At 59.2% G+C, this 16,054-nt stretch carries 18 protein-coding genes and 1 tRNA gene; 16 read left to right on the top strand and 3 right to left on the bottom strand.

The annotated features are described in order from the left end of the window. Nucleotides 1-14 precede the first annotated feature (14 nt). The 16 genes from aspS to nadA all read left to right on the top strand — a co-directional run bounded on the left by aspS (nt 15) and on the right by nadA (nt 13,579). Nucleotides 15-1,790 carry an aspartate--tRNA ligase gene (gene aspS / locus LOY31_RS22680; RefSeq protein WP_007951209.1) on the top strand — a complete coding sequence of 592 codons (1,776 nt, stop codon included), beginning with the start codon at nt 15-17 and terminating at the stop codon, nt 1,788-1,790. A 124-nt stretch (nt 1,791-1,914) separates the two neighbouring features. After that, nucleotides 1,915-2,661, top strand: coding sequence for a YebC/PmpR family DNA-binding transcriptional regulator (locus tag LOY31_RS22675; protein WP_003227527.1), 747 nt, complete (start codon nt 1,915-1,917; stop codon nt 2,659-2,661). 101 nt (nt 2,662-2,762) lie between these two features. Next, nucleotides 2,763-3,290: a crossover junction endodeoxyribonuclease RuvC gene (gene ruvC, locus LOY31_RS22670; protein ID WP_007951206.1), complete on the top strand. Its 528-nt coding sequence runs from the start codon at nt 2,763-2,765 to the stop codon at nt 3,288-3,290. Nucleotides 3,291-3,404: 114 nt separating this feature from the next. Then, nucleotides 3,405-4,013 (top strand): Holliday junction branch migration protein RuvA, encoded by a 609-nt coding sequence (gene ruvA, locus LOY31_RS22665; RefSeq protein WP_258712244.1) that lies wholly within the window; start codon nt 3,405-3,407, stop codon nt 4,011-4,013. After that, the gene (gene ruvB / locus LOY31_RS22660) at nt 4,014-5,075 is read left to right on the top strand and encodes a Holliday junction branch migration DNA helicase RuvB (RefSeq protein WP_085745203.1); all 1,062 of its coding nucleotides are present in this window, start codon (nt 4,014-4,016) and stop codon (nt 5,073-5,075) included. It begins immediately after the preceding gene. A gap of 127 nt (nt 5,076-5,202) precedes the next feature. After that, nucleotides 5,203-5,670 (top strand): tol-pal system-associated acyl-CoA thioesterase, encoded by a 468-nt coding sequence (ybgC, locus tag LOY31_RS22655; protein WP_007951203.1) that lies wholly within the window; start codon nt 5,203-5,205, stop codon nt 5,668-5,670. After that, nucleotides 5,660-6,355, top strand: a complete 696-nt coding sequence (gene tolQ / locus LOY31_RS22650) for a protein TolQ (protein WP_007912733.1) — start codon at nt 5,660-5,662, stop codon at nt 6,353-6,355. Before ybgC ends, tolQ begins: the two co-directional genes overlap by 11 nt. Before the next feature lie 23 nt (nt 6,356-6,378). Next, entirely contained in the window at nt 6,379-6,831 is a 453-nt protein-coding gene (tolR, locus tag LOY31_RS22645; RefSeq protein WP_162130475.1) for a protein TolR, read from the top strand. Continuing rightward, entirely contained in the window at nt 6,831-7,910 is a 1,080-nt protein-coding gene (gene tolA / locus LOY31_RS22640; protein WP_085606614.1) for a cell envelope integrity protein TolA, read from the top strand. The genes tolR and tolA overlap by 1 nt, the downstream gene beginning before the upstream one ends. Nucleotides 7,911-7,927: 17 nt before the next feature. Next, entirely contained in the window at nt 7,928-9,208 is a 1,281-nt protein-coding gene (gene tolB / locus LOY31_RS22635; RefSeq protein ID WP_162831782.1) for a Tol-Pal system beta propeller repeat protein TolB, read from the top strand. Nucleotides 9,209-9,260: 52 nt separating this feature from the next. Further along, nucleotides 9,261-9,758 carry a peptidoglycan-associated lipoprotein Pal gene (gene pal, locus LOY31_RS22630; RefSeq protein WP_003178634.1) on the top strand — a complete coding sequence of 166 codons (498 nt, stop codon included), beginning with the start codon at nt 9,261-9,263 and terminating at the stop codon, nt 9,756-9,758. Nucleotides 9,759-9,764: 6 nt separating this feature from the next. After that, nucleotides 9,765-10,604 (top strand): tol-pal system protein YbgF, encoded by an 840-nt coding sequence (gene ybgF / locus LOY31_RS22625; RefSeq protein ID WP_007951199.1) that lies wholly within the window; start codon nt 9,765-9,767, stop codon nt 10,602-10,604. A 164-nt stretch (nt 10,605-10,768) separates the two neighbouring features. Next, complete coding sequence (gene queE / locus LOY31_RS22620) at nt 10,769-11,416, top strand: 7-carboxy-7-deazaguanine synthase QueE (protein WP_007951198.1); 648 nt, start codon at nt 10,769-10,771, stop codon at nt 11,414-11,416. A gap of 1 nt (nt 11,417) precedes the next feature. Further along, nucleotides 11,418-12,110 (top strand): 7-cyano-7-deazaguanine synthase QueC, encoded by a 693-nt coding sequence (gene queC / locus LOY31_RS22615; protein WP_007951197.1) that lies wholly within the window; start codon nt 11,418-11,420, stop codon nt 12,108-12,110. 63 nt (nt 12,111-12,173) lie between these two features. After that, nucleotides 12,174-12,249, top strand: a tRNA-Lys gene (locus LOY31_RS22610). A 271-nt stretch (nt 12,250-12,520) separates the two neighbouring features. Next, on the top strand, nt 12,521-13,579 hold the full coding sequence (nadA, locus tag LOY31_RS22605) for a quinolinate synthase NadA (RefSeq protein WP_039766022.1): 1,059 nt from the start codon (nt 12,521-12,523) through the stop codon (nt 13,577-13,579). A 58-nt stretch (nt 13,580-13,637) separates the two neighbouring features. On the opposite strand, the gene LOY31_RS22600 is transcribed toward nadA, so the two are convergent. The 3 genes from LOY31_RS22600 to gcvT all read right to left on the bottom strand — a co-directional run bounded on the left by LOY31_RS22600 (nt 13,638) and on the right by gcvT (nt 15,964). Next, nucleotides 13,638-14,126 carry an RDD family protein gene (locus LOY31_RS22600; protein ID WP_085606612.1) on the bottom strand — a complete coding sequence of 163 codons (489 nt, stop codon included), beginning with the start codon at nt 14,124-14,126 and terminating at the stop codon, nt 13,638-13,640. 96 nt (nt 14,127-14,222) lie between these two features. Further along, nucleotides 14,223-14,435, bottom strand: a complete 213-nt coding sequence (locus LOY31_RS22595) for a cold-shock protein (RefSeq protein ID WP_007951194.1) — start codon at nt 14,433-14,435, stop codon at nt 14,223-14,225. Nucleotides 14,436-14,839: 404 nt separating this feature from the next. Next, the gene (gcvT, locus tag LOY31_RS22590) at nt 14,840-15,964 is read right to left on the bottom strand and encodes a glycine cleavage system aminomethyltransferase GcvT (protein WP_085606610.1); all 1,125 of its coding nucleotides are present in this window, start codon (nt 15,962-15,964) and stop codon (nt 14,840-14,842) included. Nucleotides 15,965-16,054 lie beyond the last annotated feature (90 nt).

Here is a 16,054-nt window from a genome sequence, read left to right as displayed (position 1 = left end):
AGCGAACCACTACCATGATGCGCAGCCATTATTGCGGCCAACTGAACGAAAGCCTGGAAGGCCAGGAAATTACCCTTTGCGGATGGGTTCACCGTCGTCGCGACCACGGCGGGGTGATTTTCCTCGATATCCGTGATCGTGACGGTCTGGCCCAGGTAGTGTTCGATCCGGATCGCGCCGAGAGCTTTGCCGCCGCCGATCGCGTGCGCAGCGAATACGTCGTGAAGATCACCGGCAAGGTTCGCCTGCGTCCGGCCGGTGCCACCAACGCCAACATGGCGTCGGGCATGATCGAAGTGCTGGGCTACGAGCTCGAAGTGCTGAACGAGTCGGAAACCCCGCCGTTCCCGCTGAACGAGTTCTCCGACGTCGGCGAAGAAACCCGTCTGCGCTATCGCTTCCTGGACCTGCGTCGTCCGGAAATGGCCGAGAAGCTGCGTCTGCGTTCGCGCATGACCACCAGCATCCGTCGCTACCTGGACGAGAACGGCTTCCTCGACGTCGAAACGCCGATCCTGACCCGTGCCACTCCGGAAGGCGCGCGCGACTACCTCGTACCGAGCCGTACCCACGCCGGTTCGTTCTTCGCGCTGCCGCAATCGCCACAGCTGTTCAAGCAACTGCTGATGGTTGCCGGCTTCGACCGCTACTACCAGATCGCCAAGTGCTTCCGCGACGAAGACCTGCGTGCCGACCGTCAGCCTGAGTTCACTCAGATCGACATCGAGACCAGCTTCCTCGACGAAAAAGACATCATGGGCCTGACCGAAGGCATGATCCGCAACCTGTTCAAGGAAGTGCTGGATCTGGAATTCGGCGAATTCCCGCACATGACCTTCGAAGAAGCCATGCGCCGTTACGGTTCCGACAAACCGGACCTGCGTAACCCGCTGGAACTGGTCGACGTGGCCGATCAGCTGAAAGAAGTTGATTTCAAGGTCTTCAGCGGCCCTGCCAACGATCCGAAATGCCGTATCGCCGCACTGCGCGTTCCAGGCGGGGCGAGCATGCCGCGCAAGCAGATCGACGACTACACCAAGTTCGTCGGCATCTACGGTGCCAAGGGCCTGGCGTACATCAAGGTCAACGAGCGTGCTGCCGGTGTTGACGGTCTGCAATCGCCGATCGTGAAAAACATCCCGGAAGCCAACCTGAACGTGATCCTCGATCGCGTCGGCGCAGTCGACGGCGACATTGTGTTCTTCGGCGCTGACAAGGCCAAGATCGTCAGCGAAGCCCTGGGCGCGCTGCGTATCAAGCTCGGTCACGACCTGAAGCTGCTGACCTGCGAATGGGCTCCGATGTGGGTCGTCGACTTCCCGATGTTCGAAGAGAACGACGACGGCAGCTTCTCCGCATTGCACCACCCGTTCACCGCACCGAAGTGCTCGCCGGAAGAGCTGGAAGCCAACCCGGCTGGCGCTCTGTCCCGTGCCTACGACATGGTGCTGAACGGCACCGAGCTGGGTGGCGGTTCGATCCGTATCCACCGCAAAGAGATGCAACAGGCGGTATTCCGTCTGCTGGGCATCAACGAAGCGGAACAGGAAGAGAAGTTCGGCTTCCTGCTCGACGCCCTGAAATACGGCGCGCCGCCGCACGGTGGTCTGGCCTTCGGTCTGGACCGTCTGGTGATGCTGATGACCGGCGCCCAGTCGATCCGTGAAGTGATCGCCTTCCCGAAAACCCAGAGTGCTGCCGATGTGATGACGCAGGCGCCGGGTGTCGTGGATGCGAAGGCATTGCGCGAATTGCACATTCGTTTGCGCGAAACGCCAAAGGCCGAGTAAGACGGGCCTGAAGGCGCATCTTCGGATGCGCCTTTTTTCTTTCTGCAGTGATTGAAAACAAGATTTTTTTGCTGGCCGATGCACCTGCACGGCGGGCATTGTTCAAGAGAATTCGGAGCGAGTTATGGCAGGTCATTCCAAGTGGGCGAACATCAAGCACCGCAAAGAACGCCAGGATGCCAAGAGAGGCAAGATCTTCACCAAGTGGATCCGCGAACTGACCGTTGCGGCCCGTCAGGGCGGCGGTGATCCGGGCTCCAACCCGCGTCTGCGTCTGGCACTGGACAAGGCGCTGGGCGCCAACATGAGCCGGGACATCATCGACCGTGCCGTGGCTCGTGGCGCCGGTGCGACCGAAGCCGACAACGTTGAAGAACTGACCTACGAAGGTTACGGCCCGGGTGGCGTGGCGGTGATGGTCGAGTGCATGACCGACAACCGCAACCGTACCGCAGCGGCCGTGCGCCACGCGTTCAGCAAGTGCGGCGGCAACCTTGGTACCGACGGTTCGGTAGCCTACCTGTTCGAACGCAAGGGCCAGATCAGCTTTGCCCCGGGCGTCGACGAAGATGCACTGACGGAAGCGGCGCTGGAAGCCGATGCCGACGACGTGGTCAGCCACGAAGACGGCTCGATCGACGTGTTCACCTCGTTCACCAGTTTCTACGCGGTACGCAATGCCCTGGAAGCCGCTGGTTTCAAGGGTGATGACGCGGAAATCGTCATGCAGCCGACCACCAGCGCCGAACTGGATCTGGAGGGCGCGGAGAAGGTGCTCAAGCTGATCGACATGCTGGAAGACCTGGACGACGTGCAGAACGTCTACTCCAACGCGGACATTCCGGAAGACGTGGCCGCTCAGCTCGGTTGAGAGCGACTACGATTCAATGTGGGAGATTCCGTGTTTGAGGCTTACCCTCAAGCACGGGATCTCCCACATTTGTTTTTGTGTTTTTTCGAACCAGCAGGCTTATGACTTTAATTCTTGGTATCGACCCCGGTTCGCGCATTACCGGTTACGGCATTGTTCGCGATACCGGACGCGGCGGTTGTATCTATGTCGCCTCGGGTTGTATCCGCACCGGTGCCGGTGAGCTGCATGAGCGGTTGCAGATCGTCTATCGCGGCGTGCGGGAAATCATCCAGACCTACGGCCCGGTCACCATGGGCATCGAAAAGGTGTTCATGGCAAAAAACGCCGACTCGGCGTTGAAGCTCGGGCAGGCCCGTGGGGCCGCTATCGTTGCCGGCGCCGAAGAAAGCCTGGAGATCGCCGAGTACACGGCCACCCAGGTCAAGCAGGCTGTGGTGGGAACTGGCGCTGCCAATAAAGAGCAGGTGCAGATGATGGTCATGCACATGCTCAAGCTGACCAGCAAACCGCAAATCGACGCTTCGGATGCCCTGGCGATTGCCATTTGTCACGCCCACACCCGCTCCAGTCTGTTGCCGCACGGCCTGGGAACGGCACGCAGTCGTGGCGGGCGCCTGCGTCTCTGATAGCATCAGCAATCAATTTCACGGAATGTGGATTTCGCGCCTGGGTCGTCGGCCGTCAATCCATGTTCTGTCGGTCGCCAGCCCACGGCTGGCCAACGCTCAAGGATCTGAAACGTGATTGGACGCTTGCGCGGCACTCTGGCTGAGAAACAGCCGCCGCACCTGATTCTGGATGTAAACGGCCTCGGGTATGAGCTGGAAGTGCCCATGACCACCCTTTATCGTCTGCCGTCGGTCGGTGAACCGCTGACCTTGCACACCCATTTGGTCGTACGCGAAGACGCGCAGTTACTCTATGGTTTTGCCGGCAAGCGTGAGCGAGACTTTTTTCGCGAGTTGATCCGTCTCAATGGTGTGGGGCCGAAACTGGCCCTGGCCTTGATGTCGAGTCTGGAAGTCGACGAACTGATCCGCTGCGTGCAATCCCAGGACACCTCGGCGCTGATCAAGGTGCCGGGCGTGGGCAAGAAAACCGCCGAGCGCCTGCTGGTCGAGCTCAAGGATCGCTTCAAGGCCTGGGAAACCTCGCCGGCCATGTTCGCACTGGTGCCGAACCAGCCGGACGGCCCGGCGCCGGTCAACACCGCCGAGAACGATGCGGTCAGCGCGCTGATTTCCCTGGGCTACAAGCCACAGGAAGCGAGCAAGGCGATTTCCGCGATCAAAGAGAAAGGCCTGAGCAGCGAAGACATGATTCGACGCGCCCTGAAGGGAATGATTTAAGTGATTGAAGCTGATCGTCTGATCGCCGCCACGCACAGTCCGCGTGAGCGCGAAGAAGTCCAGGATCGGGCGATACGTCCCGTCAGCCTGGCCGAATACATCGGCCAGCCGACCGTTCGCGAGCAGATGGAACTGTTTATCCAGGCCGCCCGTGGCCGTAGCGAATCCCTCGACCACACCCTGATCTTCGGTCCGCCGGGGCTGGGTAAAACCACGCTGGCCAACATCATCGCTCAGGAAATGGGCGTGTCGATCAAGAGCACTTCCGGCCCGGTGCTGGAACGTCCGGGGGATCTGGCGGCACTGTTGACCAATCTTGAGCCGCACGACGTGCTGTTCATCGATGAAATTCATCGCCTGTCGCCGATCGTCGAAGAAGTGCTGTACCCGGCGATGGAAGACTTCCAGCTCGACATCATGATCGGTGAGGGGCCGGCGGCGCGTTCGATCAAGCTCGATCTGCCGCCGTTCACCCTGGTCGGCGCGACGACGCGGGCGGGGATGCTGACCAACCCGTTGCGAGACCGTTTCGGTATTGTCCAGCGTCTCGAGTTCTACAGCACCGCTGACCTGGCGACGATTGTCAGCCGTTCGGCGAGCATCCTCGGCCTGCCGCTGGATCCGGAAGGGTCTTTCGAGATTGCCCGCCGCGCCCGTGGCACGCCGCGAATCGCCAACCGACTGTTGCGTCGGGTGCGGGATTTCGCCGAAGTCCGGGCCAAGGGCCACATCACCAAGGCTGTCGCGGATCTGGCGCTGAACCTGCTGGATGTCGACGAGCACGGTTTCGATCATCAGGACCGGCGTCTGCTGTTGACCATGATCGAGAAGTTCGACGGCGGTCCGGTGGGCATCGACAGCCTGGCGGCGGCCATCAGCGAAGAACGCCACACCATTGAGGACGTGCTGGAGCCATACCTGATTCAGCAGGGTTACATCATGCGTACGCCGCGGGGTAGGGTGGTTACCCGTCACGCGTACCTGCATTTTGGTTTAAACATTCCGACACGAATGGGCGAGATGCCCGTGGTAGACGAGTTTCTCGATGCCGTGGACGATTAATACACATTTATTGTCGATTTATTCAGCGTTTGTACTGTCTCAGGACGGTACTTTTGCGGTAAAGCCTTCGAACAATGAAAAACAGTTGCCTGGCCGGATTGGCAACCCGAGGAGTAAGCACTAGAGTATGCGCGCGCAAAACGGGCTTGAGCCGTTCGCACATCGTTGTCGCGTTTATTACGAGGACACCGATGCGGGCGGCATCGTGTATTACGTTAATTACCTCAAGTTTATGGAACGGGCTCGAACCGAGCGGCTCCGGGAGCTGGGCTTTGCCCAGTCGGCGCTGGCAGGGGAGGACCTGTTGTTCGTCGTGCATTCCAGCGAAGCGCGTTATCACGCGCCGGCGCGACTGGACGACGAGCTTCTGGTAAGCGCTGATGTAATCGAATTGAACCGTGCCAGCCTGCGCTTTCGACAGCAGGTCAGGCGGGCAACGGATAATGTGCTGCTCTGCGAAGGGCAGTTTCTGGTGGCCTGTGTGCGCACTAACAGTTTGAAACCCCGGGCCCTTCCCGAAGACCTGCGTGCGGCCTTTGCCGACGCGGTCGGCACGGGTACACACTCAAAGCAGGAGATAAAGCGTGGAAGCTAACGTCGTCGACCATTCCTCCATGTGGAGCCTGGTCAGCAATGCCAGCATCGTGGTGCAGTTGGTAATGTTGACCCTGGTGGCCGCATCGGTGACCTCATGGATCATGATCTTTCAGCGCAGCAACCTGCTGCGCGCCGGTCGACGTGCCCTGGAGAGCTTCGAGGAGCGCTTCTGGTCGGGTATCGACCTGTCCAAACTCTACCGTCAGGCCGGCAGCAACCCGGATCCGGATTCGGGCGTCGAGCAGATCTTCCGTGCCGGCTTCAAGGAGTTCTCCCGTCTGCGTCAGCAGCCAGGCGTCGATCCTGAAGCGGTGATGGAAGGTGTGGCCCGTGCCATGCGCGTCGCCATCTCCCGCGAAGAAGAAAAGCTCGAGCAGAGCCTGCCGTTCCTCGCCACCGTAGGTTCCGTCAGCCCGTACATCGGTCTGTTCGGTACCGTCTGGGGGATCATGAACTCGTTCCGCGGTCTGGCCAGCGCCCAGCAGGCCACTCTGGCCACCGTGGCTCCCGGCATCGCCGAAGCCCTGATCGCCACCGCGATCGGTCTGTTTGCCGCGATCCCGGCCGTTATCGCTTACAACCGTTTCTCTGCCCGCAGCGAAACCTTGCTGAGCCGCTACTACACCTTCGCCGATGAATTCCAGGCGATCCTGCACCGCAAAGTGCACACCAGCGAAGAATAAGCAGGTATTTCCCGATGGCTTTAATCACTCGAGCCCGACACAAGCGCAAGCCGGTCGCCGAGATGAACGTAGTGCCTTACATCGACGTGATGCTGGTGCTGCTGGTCATCTTCATGGTGACTGCGCCGATGCTCAATCAGGGCGTGAAAGTGGATCTGCCCAAGGTTTCCAGCGAAGCCTTGCCGCAGGACAACAACACCCAGGTGCTGACCATTTCGATCAAGTCGGACAAGACCTACTACTGGAACCTTGGCAGCGAAGTCGACACCGAGAAGCAGCAGGACCGGGCCATGACCCTGCCACAGATGACCGACGCGGTGACCAAGATCATTCGCGCCGGCACTGAAGGCGGCAAGCGTACCCAGGTCTTCATCCGTGGCGACAAGTCCGTCGATTATGGCTCCGTCATGGGCGCCATGGGCGGGTTGCAGAAAGCCGGGGTCGGTAACGTTGGCTTGATCACCGAGGCGCCCTGATGCAGCAACAGCGAGAGCCGTCCGCCTCGGAAAGCTACTTCTGGCCTAGTGTCTGGGCGATTGGCTTGCACGTGCTGGTGTTCGGCATGCTGTTCGTCAGTTTCGCCCTGACCCCGGAGCTGCCGCCGGCCAAGCCGATTGTCCAGGCGACCCTGTACCAGCTGAAATCGAAAAGTCAGGCAACCACCCAGACCAATCAGAAGATTGCGGGTGAGGCGAAGAAATCCGCCGCGCGCCAGACCGAAGTCGAGCAGATGGAGCAGAAAAAGGTCGAGCAGGAAGCGGTGAAGGCTGCGGAACAAAAGAAAGAAGAAGCGGCTCAAAAGGCCGAGGAAGCCAAGAAGGCCGATGAGGCGAAGAAAGCGGACGAGGCGAAGAAGGCTGATGAAGCCAAGAAAGCCGAAGACGCGAAGAAAACCGCCGAAGCCAAGAAGGCAGAAGAGAAACAATTGGCTGATATAGCCAAGAAGAAAGCCGAAGAAGAAGCCAAGAAGGCTGCTGAAGAAGAGGCCAAGAAAGCGGCCGCTGAAGAAGCCAAGAAGAAGATCGTCGAAGACGCGAAGAAGAAAGCCGCCGAAGACGCCAAGAAGAAAGCTGAAGCTGAAGAGGCGAAGAAGAAAGTCGCCGAGGACGCGAAGAAGAAAGCTGCTGCCGATGCTGCGAAGAAGAAAGCGCAGGAAGCGGCACGTAAATCCGCCGAAGACAAAAAGGCTCAGGCCCTGGCAGATTTGCTTTCCGACACGCCGCAGCGCCAGCAGGCCTTGGCCGATGAGCAGGGCGATGAAGTCGCGGGCAGTTTCGATGACCTGATTCGTGCGCGGGCAGCGGAAGGCTGGGCACGTCCACCTTCGGCACGCAAAGGCATGACGGTTGTACTGCAGATCGGCATGTTGCCGGACGGTACGGTGACTTCGGTCAGCGTGGCCAAGTCCAGTGGCGACGGTCCGTTCGATGCGTCGGCAGTGGCAGCGGTCAAGAATATTGGACGTTTGACGGAAATGCAGGGAATGAAGCCGAGCGATTTCGCTCCGTATCGTTCATTCAAGATGACATTCACACCTGAGGATCTAGCCTTGTGAGAAACCTTCTTCGAGGAATGCTGGTCGTGATCTGCTGCATGGCAGGGATCGCGATGGCGGATGAAAAGAACATTCTGGTCACCAGCGGCAGCGATCGGGCAACTCCGATCGCCGTCGTACCGTTCGGTTTCCAGGGCGGTGCCGTCCTGCCGGATGACATGGCTGAAATCATTGGTAACGATTTGCGCAACTCGGGCTATTACTCGCCGATTCCAAAGCAAAACATGATCAGCCAGCCAAGCCAGCCGAGCGAAATCATCTTCCGTGACTGGAAGGCGGTGGGCGCGCAATACATGATGGTCGGCAGCATCGCGCCGGCCGGTGGCCGTCTGCAGGTGCAGTGGGCTCTGTTCAACGTCGCAACCGAGCAGAAAGTGGCTGACGGCAGTGTGTCCGGTACTACCGAACAGCTGCGTGACATGGCGCACTTCATCTCCGATCAGTCGTTCGAAAAGCTGACCGGTATTAAAGGTGCATTCTCGACTCGCCTGCTGTACGTCACAGCCGAGCGTTTCTCCGAGAAGAACACCCGTTACACCCTGCAGCGTTCGGACTATGACGGCGCCCGCGCCGTGACCCTGCTGCAATCGCGCGAGCCGATCCTGTCGCCGCGTTTTGCACCGGACGGCAAGCGTATCGCCTACGTGTCGTTCGAACAGAAGCGTCCGCGCATCTTCATGCAGAACATCGACACCGGTCGCCGCGAGCAGATCACCAACTTCGAAGGCCTGAACGGCGCGCCAGCCTGGTCGCCGGACGGCAATCGCCTGGCGTTCGTGCTGTCGAAAGACGGTAACCCGGACATCTACGTGATGAACCTCGGTTCGCGTCAGATCACCCGCGTGACCGCAGGTCCTGGCATCAACACTGAACCGTACTGGGGCAAGGATGGTTCGACCATCTACTTCACCTCCGACCGTGGCGGCAAGCCGCAGATCTACAAAACCAGCGCCGGTGGCGGCGGTGCCGAACGTGTGACGTTCGTAGGCAACTACAACGCCAACCCCAAGCTTTCGGCGGATGAAAAGACCCTGGTGATGATCCATCGTCAGGACGGTTTCACCAATTTCAAAGTGGCGGCCCAGGATTTGCAGCGCGGAAGTGTAAAAATCCTCACTGATAGCACTCTGGACGAGTCGCCTACTGTTGCGCCCAACGGCACCATGGTAATCTACGCCACCCGCCAGCAGGGCCGGGGAGTCTTGATGCTCGTGTCCATTAATGGACGCGTGAGGCTCCCGCTTCCTACCGCTCAAGGCGAAGTCAGAGAACCGTCCTGGTCCCCTTACCTGAACTGACGCGGCGCTTTACGTTTTACTTAACACACTGGGGTTCATTAGGAGTTTCACGATGGAAATGCTGAAGTTTGGTAAATTTGCTGCGCTGGCTCTGGCCATGGCTGTAGCTGTAGGTTGCTCGTCCAAAGGCGGCGACAACGCCGGTGAAGGCGCTGTTGATCCAAACGCTGGTTACGGCGCAAACACTGGTGCAGTTGACGGTTCCCTGAGCGAAGAAGCTGCTCTGCGCGCAATCACCACCTTCTACTTCGAATACGACAGCTCGGACCTGAAGCCAGAAGCCATGCGCGCTCTGGACGTTCACGCCAAAGACCTGAAAGCAAACGGCGCTCGCGTTGTTCTGGAAGGCAACACCGACGAACGTGGTACTCGTGAGTACAACATGGCACTGGGCGAGCGTCGTGCGAAAGCCGTTCAGCGCTACCTGGTACTGCAAGGTGTTTCCCCAGCTCAGCTGGAACTGGTTTCCTACGGCGAAGAGCGTCCAGTTGCTACCGGCAACGACGAGCAGTCCTGGGCTCAAAACCGTCGCGTCGAACTGCGTAAGTAATTCGATATGCGAACGTGCCGTCGTGCTGTAACTGTTCTGGCTCTCAGCCTCGCGCCGCTTGCGGCGTGGGCTGCGGTTCCTGTGGTCGATGACAACTCCGGTTATAACAATAGCGGGAGCAGTTATCCGCCTGCAGGTTACGGTACGAACGGCGCCTATGCCGGGGGAGCGGCTTCGGCCCCTGCCTCGGCAAACGGCATGCTGTTCAACCAACTGCAACAAATGCAGGATCAGATATCGCGCCAGCAAGGCGTGATCGAAGAACTGCAGAACCAAGTTTCGCGCATGAAGCAAGAGTCCCTGGAGCGATACCAGGATCTTGATCGGCGCATAGGATCCGGCGTTGCACCTGCCGCGACTCCCGAGAATTCTTCTGCCGGTGGCGATGCAAGTGCTGCTGCCGGTGCCGCCGCTGGAGCCGGGGCTGCTGCTGCCGCCCAGGCACCTGCTGCGGGTGGCGAACCGGCTGATCCGGCCAAGGAAAAGCTGTATTACGACGCAGCTTTCGACCTGATCAAGGCCAAGGATTTCGACAAGGCCAGCCAGGCATTTGCCGCTTTCCTGCGTAAATACCCGAACAGCCAATATGCGGGCAACGCCCAGTACTGGCTGGGTGAAGTGAACCTGGCAAAAGGCGATCTGCAAGGTGCAGGTCAGGCTTTCGCCAAGGTTTCGCAGCTGTATCCCAAGCACGCCAAAGTGCCGGATTCGCTGTACAAGCTGGCTGACGTAGAGCGCCGCCTCGGTCATACCGACAAGGTCAAAGGCATTCTGCAGCAGGTGGTGGCCCAGTATCCGGGCACGTCCGCCGCGCAGTTGGCCCAGCGCGATCTGCAACGCATGTAACAGCTTTGACCCGTTTGGAAGAAACCCGCGCTTGTCGCGGGTTTTTTCGTTAGAATTCACGCCCTTTTATGAAACACGCTTCTGGTGATCTACGCGTTGGCGGGGTTGCCTGAAGTGCCTGACGGAGGCGGACAGCCTGTTTAGCTGTTACGCCCGTGGCGACTATGCAAGACACATTGAGAATCACCGAAGTTTTCTACTCGTTGCAGGGGGAAACGCGGACTGCCGGGCTGCCCACTGTTTTTGTGCGCCTGACCGGTTGCCCATTGCGTTGCCAATACTGCGACAGCGCCTACGCGTTCAGCGGTGGCACGATCCGTACTCTCGACGACATCCTCGAGCAAGTGGCCGGCTTTCGCCCGCGCTACGTCTGCGTCACTGGCGGTGAGCCGCTGGCACAACCCAATGCCATCCCTTTGCTCAAACAGTTGTGCGATGCCGGCTACGAAGTCTCGCTGGAAACCAGCGGCGCCCTCGACATCTCGGCGGTCGATCCGCGGGTCAGTCGGGTGGTCGACCTGAAGACGCCAGACTCCAAAGAAGCCCATCGCAACCGTTACGAGAACATCGAACTGCTGACGCCCAACGATCAGGTGAAGTTTGTCATCTGCTCGCGGGAGGACTATGACTGGGCGGTATCGAAGCTGATCCAGTACGGTTTGGAGCGACGTGCAGGTGAAGTGCTGTTTTCCCCAAGTCACCACGACCTGAACGCTCGGGATCTGGCGGACTGGGTGGTGGCGGATAACCTGCCAGTGCGCCTGCAACTGCAGCTGCATAAATATCTATGGAATGATGAGCCGGGGCGCTGAGATGACTGAACAACTGAACACTAGCCAGAAACGTGCGGTAATCCTGCTGTCGGGTGGCCTGGACTCGGCAACTGTCGTGGCCATGGCCCGCGCTGAAGGCTACGCCTGCTACACCATGAGTTTCGATTACGGTCAGCGTTCCCACGCCGAACTGCATGCCGCTGCTCGCGTTGCCCGCGACCTGGGCGTGGTCGAACACAAGGTGATCGGCCTGAACCTGAACGGCATGGGCGGTTCGGCCCTGACCGACACCAGCATCGACATCCCGGAAGAGTTGGGCGAAGGTATTCCGGTCACTTACGTGCCGGCGCGCAACACGGTTTTCCTGTCGCTGGCCCTGGGTTGGGCTGAAGTGCTCGGCGCCCGTGACATCTTTATCGGCGTCAACGCAGTGGATTACTCCGGTTACCCGGATTGCCGTCCCGAGTTCATCGAGTCGTTCGAGCGCATGGCCAATCTGGCGACCAAGGCTGGTGTGGAAGGCAATGGTTTCCGCATCCAGGCACCGCTGCAGAACCTGAGCAAGGCGCAGATCGTCCAGGCGGGCGTGAAGCTCGGCGTTGATTACGGGCTGACCGTTTCCTGCTATCAGGCGGACGATGATGGCCGTGCTTGCGGCAAATGCGACAGCTGCCGACTGCGTGCAGAAGGCTTCGCGGCGGCCGGAATCAGCGACCCGACACCTTATTTTTGATTATTTTCAAATTAGGTGTTGAATAGTCCTTAAAAATCAGTATTATACGCGCCACCACACAGCGGGTCGTTAGCTCAGTTGGTAGAGCAGTTGGCTTTTAACCAATTGGTCGTAGGTTCGAATCCCACACGACCCACCATATTTGGCGGTTTAGAAAATCCGGAAGGCCCACGAAAGTGAGGATTTCCGGGTTTTTTTTTGCCTGCGATTCGGGCATCCCTCCCTTCGTTTCTTCCTGCCGTGACGCAGGTCAGAATCATCTTTTGTATCAACGGGATATTCTGTAGCCTTGCGCAGCTTCAATGCTGTCCGTGCCTGATAATACTCACTCTCCCGGCGGTACCCTCAAGCGGTCCGGAGCCGGGTGTATACTCGACTTTCGCGCGAATGCGCCTGCAGGTCTTGCGAACATGACGCAGATTTCCGAACGCCTTCTGGTACAAGCCCACCTCGATGCCAAGCAGCCCAAGCCGCTGACAGCCGAGGAAGAGGCTTATTACCGTTCCGCCATCGCCGCCGAGCTCAAGGCTCAGGACGCGGTGCTGGTTGCCCACTTTTATTGCGATCCGATCATCCAGGCCCTCGCCGAAGAAACCGGCGGTTGTGTTTCCGATTCTCTGGAAATGGCCCGCTTCGGCAACGCCCATCCGGCCAAGACCGTGGTGGTCGCTGGCGTGAAATTTATGGGCGAGACCGCGAAGATTCTCAACCCTGAAAAGCGCGTGCTGATGCCGACCCTGGAAGCGACCTGCTCGCTCGATCTGGGTTGCCCGGTGGACGAGTTCTCGGCGTTCTGCGATCAGCATCCGGAACGCACCGTGGTGGTGTATGCCAACACCTCGGCGGCGGTCAAAGCCCGGGCCGACTGGGTAGTGACCTCCAGCTGCGCACTGGAAATCGTCGAGAGCCTGATGGACAACGGCGAAACCATTATCTGGGGCCCGGACAAGCACCTGGGCACCTACATCCAGCGTCAGACCGGCGCTGACATGTTGCTCTGGGACGGTGCCTGCATCGTTCACGAAGAGTTCAAGTCCAAGCAGCTGGAAGACATGAAAGCGCTGTACCCGGACGCTGCCATTCTGGTGCATCCGGAGTCGCCGACCTCGGTGATCGAACTGGCGGACGCCGTCGGTTCCACCAGTCAGCTGATTGCCGCCGCGCAATCGCTGCCGAACAAGACCCTGATCGTCGCCACCGATCGCGGCATCTTCTACAAGATGCAGCAGCTGTGCCCGGACAAGGTCTTCATCGAGGCGCCAACCGCCGGTAACGGCGCGGCGTGCCGCAGTTGCGCACATTGCCCGTGGATGGCCATGAACACCCTTGAGCGCACGCTCAAGTGCTTGAAGGAAGGTTCGAACGAGATCTTCGTCGACCCGGCTCTCATTCCTCAGGCGATCCGTCCGCTCAAGCGCATGCTTGATTTCACTCAGGCCGCGCGGATGAAGCTGGCCGGCAACGCCTGACCTTGAGCCGCAAACAAAAACGCCCCGATTGGATCGGGGCGTTTTTGCATCTGGAGGATTATTTGGTTTTCTTCGGGATTCGCACGAGCTGTGTGTCGGAGTAGATGTCATGCCAGGCGCGTTTCTGTTTGTCGAACAGCGACCAGAAGAATCCCAGGCCCAGGCACAGCCACGACGCAATCGACACCATGAACCGGAGCAACGCCTGCCACAGACTGATCGCAGTGCCATCGGCGTTCTGCACACGAATGCCCCAGACCTGCATGCCCAGGGTCTGCCCGGCGTGGGTCCAGAACTTGGCGAAGAAGCCGAACAGCACCAGCAGCAGCACAGTGGAGTACAGCGGATCGCCATCCAGTTGCCCGGCGTCGGTCAGAACCCGCAGACGCTCCTCACCGATGATCGCGGCCTGAATCATCTTGTAGACGCCACCGGTCACGATCAGCAGGGCAGTGCACAGCAGAAAGTCATAGAACATCGCTGCCAGACGACGGCCCAGGCCGACGGCGGGGAAATCGCCCTGGGGAGTGAGCAGGTGTTTCGACATGGCAGCCTCTGGACGGAAAGTGAAGCGCCATTTTACGGATTTGCGCCCACAAAAAAGCCCCTGATATCAATATCAGGGGCTTTTTCGTAACAGAAATCAGGCTTCTGCGATGACTTCGTCAGCTTGCATGCCTTTCTGGCCTTGCACTGCAACGAAGGTCACTTTCTGGCCTTCTTTCAGGCTCTTGAAGCCGTTGCCCTGAATGGCGCGGAAATGCACGAACAGATCCGGACCGCTTTCTGGAGTGATAAAACCAAAACCTTTCTCGTCGTTAAACCACTTGACGGTACCGCTCTGACGTGTGGACATTTCTTATTTCCTTTGACGCATAAATTGATGACAGTCTCTTCCTCATGAAAGAGTACTGGGGCTGGTTGCAGGAGAGTAAGAAGACGTCGAACGGGATGTAGCTAACTTGTAGGCTACTGCCCAGGTCACGATTCCAAGCTGACCCATGCAAACACAGTGGACAAACTCTACGCCAACTACGGGAGGAAAAACAAGCCCTGTGAAGGCCCCGGTTTTCCTGCGCTTGCTGGCACTTAGTCGGTCCACTAGTCCGGCTTATTCGATTGGCTTGTTCAATTGTTTTCGAACGTTATAAGCCAAGTTCATATTCGAATCGAATGTAAAGAGAGTGCACTGTTTTATGGCGATTGCGTTACACATTAGTGCACGCATAACGCAATCGCGTTACTTATAGAAACAGTCAATCAACCGCGATAGTAGCGTTGTGGAACAAATGGCATTTTGCTTACAAGCAATGGCACCTTTTTCCCACGAACAATCGCCCAAACTGGCGTGTCGAGTGCGACGTAGGCGCTGTCCAGGTAACCCATGGCCAACGGGCCGCCCAGGGTCGGGCCGAAACCGCCGCTGCACACGCTGCCGATGATCTCGCCCGCTTCGTTGACGATTTCTGCACCTTCACGGACCGGCGTACGCTCTTGTGGCAGCAGGCCGACGCGTTTGCGCTGAACGCCGTTCTGCTGTTGAGCGAAGACTTGTTCCGCACCCGGGAAACCACCGGCGCGCGCACCGTCGGCACGCCGAGGCTTGGAGATTGCCCACAGCAGGCTGGCTTCGATCGGGGTGGTCTCGGTGTTCATGTCGTGGCCGTACAGGCACAGGCCCGCCTCCAGACGCAGCGAGTCACGGGCGCCGAGGCCGATGGCGGCCACTTCCGGTTCGGCGAGCAGGGCGCGGGCGAGTTTTTCTGCGTCGGCTGCCGGAACCGAGATTTCGAAACCGTCTTCACCGGTGTAGCCCGAACGGCTGACAAAGCAGTCGACGCCCAGCAGCTTCACGCGGGTGAATTGCATGAAAGTCATTTTCGCCACTTCCGGTGCCAGGCGTGCCAGCACGGTCACGGCGGCCGGGCCTTGCAGGGCGAGCAGGGCGCGTTCTTCGAACAACGGCTCGATCTTGCACTGGTCGCCGATGTGTTTTTGCAGATGGGCCAGGTCCTGGTCCTTGCACGCGGCGTTGACCACCAGGAACAACTCGTCGTTGCCCAGGTTGGCGACCATAAGGTCATCGAGGATGCCGCCGGTTTCGTTGGTGAACATCGCGTAGCGCTGCATGCCGACCGGCAGGTCGATGATGTCCACCGGCACCAGGGTTTCCAGGGCTTTGGCGGCATTGGCGCCGGTCAGGCGAATCTGGCCCATGTGCGAGACATCGAACAGCCCGGCCTGCTCACGGGTGTGCTGGTGTTCTTTCATCACGCCCAGCGGGTATTGCACCGGCATGTCGTAGCCGGCGAACGGCACCATGCGGGCGCCGAGTTCGATGTGCAGAGCGTGCAGCGGGGTTTTCGACAGTTGTTCGGTGGACATGCGTGACTCCTTGATTCACACCAACCCTCTCCCGGAGGGAGAGGGGGCCAGTTTTGTGTTCTCTCCAAAGGGAGAGCGAGTTTATGGCGC

Source organism: Pseudomonas sp. B21-021, assembly GCF_024749205.1.
Classification (GTDB): domain Bacteria; phylum Pseudomonadota; class Gammaproteobacteria; order Pseudomonadales; family Pseudomonadaceae; genus Aquipseudomonas; species Aquipseudomonas paraglycinae.
This window is presented reverse-complemented; position numbering and strand designations above follow the sequence as displayed.

Bases quoted from the DNA above. Each gene is read 5' to 3' on its own strand.
- aspS (WP_007951209.1), top strand. From the start codon at position 15: ATGATGCGCAGCCATTATTGCGGCCAACTGAACGAAAGCCTGGAAGGC.
- LOY31_RS22675 (WP_003227527.1), top strand. From the start codon at position 1,915: ATGGCAGGTCATTCCAAGTGGGCGAACATCAAGCACCGCAAAGAACGC.
- ruvC (WP_007951206.1), top strand. From the start codon at position 2,763: ATGACTTTAATTCTTGGTATCGACCCCGGTTCGCGCATTACCGGTTAC.
- ybgC (WP_007951203.1), top strand. From the start codon at position 5,203: ATGCGCGCGCAAAACGGGCTTGAGCCGTTCGCACATCGTTGTCGCGTT.
- tolA (WP_085606614.1), top strand. From the start codon at position 6,831: ATGCAGCAACAGCGAGAGCCGTCCGCCTCGGAAAGCTACTTCTGGCCT.
- tolB (WP_162831782.1), top strand. From the start codon at position 7,928: ATGCTGGTCGTGATCTGCTGCATGGCAGGGATCGCGATGGCGGATGAA.
- pal (WP_003178634.1), top strand. From the start codon at position 9,261: ATGGAAATGCTGAAGTTTGGTAAATTTGCTGCGCTGGCTCTGGCCATG.
- ybgF (WP_007951199.1), top strand. From the start codon at position 9,765: ATGCGAACGTGCCGTCGTGCTGTAACTGTTCTGGCTCTCAGCCTCGCG.
- queE (WP_007951198.1), top strand. From the start codon at position 10,769: ATGCAAGACACATTGAGAATCACCGAAGTTTTCTACTCGTTGCAGGGG.
- queC (WP_007951197.1), top strand. From the start codon at position 11,418: ATGACTGAACAACTGAACACTAGCCAGAAACGTGCGGTAATCCTGCTG.
- nadA (WP_039766022.1), top strand. From the start codon at position 12,521: ATGACGCAGATTTCCGAACGCCTTCTGGTACAAGCCCACCTCGATGCC.
- LOY31_RS22600 (WP_085606612.1), bottom strand. From the start codon at position 14,126: ATGTCGAAACACCTGCTCACTCCCCAGGGCGATTTCCCCGCCGTCGGC.
- LOY31_RS22595 (WP_007951194.1), bottom strand. From the start codon at position 14,435: ATGTCCACACGTCAGAGCGGTACCGTCAAGTGGTTTAACGACGAGAAA.
- gcvT (WP_085606610.1), bottom strand. From the start codon at position 15,964: ATGTCCACCGAACAACTGTCGAAAACCCCGCTGCACGCTCTGCACATC.